General features: G+C 65.1%; 1 pseudogene. It reads right to left on the bottom strand.

The window, feature by feature from the left end:
- Positions 1 to 516, bottom strand: a pseudogene (aceE, locus tag D3H34_RS33785) (pyruvate dehydrogenase (acetyl-transferring), homodimeric type); the annotation flags it as partial.

The raw sequence follows: 516 nt of genomic DNA, 5'->3' as shown, positions 1-516 counted from the left end.
ATTCCACTTCGTCCATTTCACCGTCGCCGCAGAACACCCAGACCTTGCGGTTCTCGGTGTTCGCAATGCCGCGCGCGTGCAGGTACTTGAGGAAGCGCGCCTGGTAGATGGCCATCAGCGGGCCCAGGCCCATGGACACCGTGGGGAACTGCCAGAACTCGGGCATCAGCTTGGGATGCGGGTAGCTCGACAGGCCCTTGCCGTCGACTTCCTGGCGGAAGTTCAGCAGCTGCTCTTCGGTGATGCGGCCTTCGAGGTAGGCGCGCGCATAGATGCCGGGGGACACATGGCCCTGGATGTAGAGGCAGTCGCCGCCGTGGTTTTCGCTCTCGGCGTGCCAGAAATGGTTGAAGCCCGCGCCGAACATGTTGGCCAGCGAAGCGAACGAGCCGATGTGGCCGCCCAGGTCGCCGCCTTCGGGCGGGTGGATGCGGTTGGCCTTGACGACCATCGCCATCGCGTTCCAGCGCATGTAGGCGCGCAGGCGGCCTTCGATCTCGAGGTTGCCGGGGCAGG

The sequence above is a fragment of the Acidovorax cavernicola genome (genome assembly GCF_003581445.1).
This window is presented reverse-complemented; position numbering and strand designations above follow the sequence as displayed.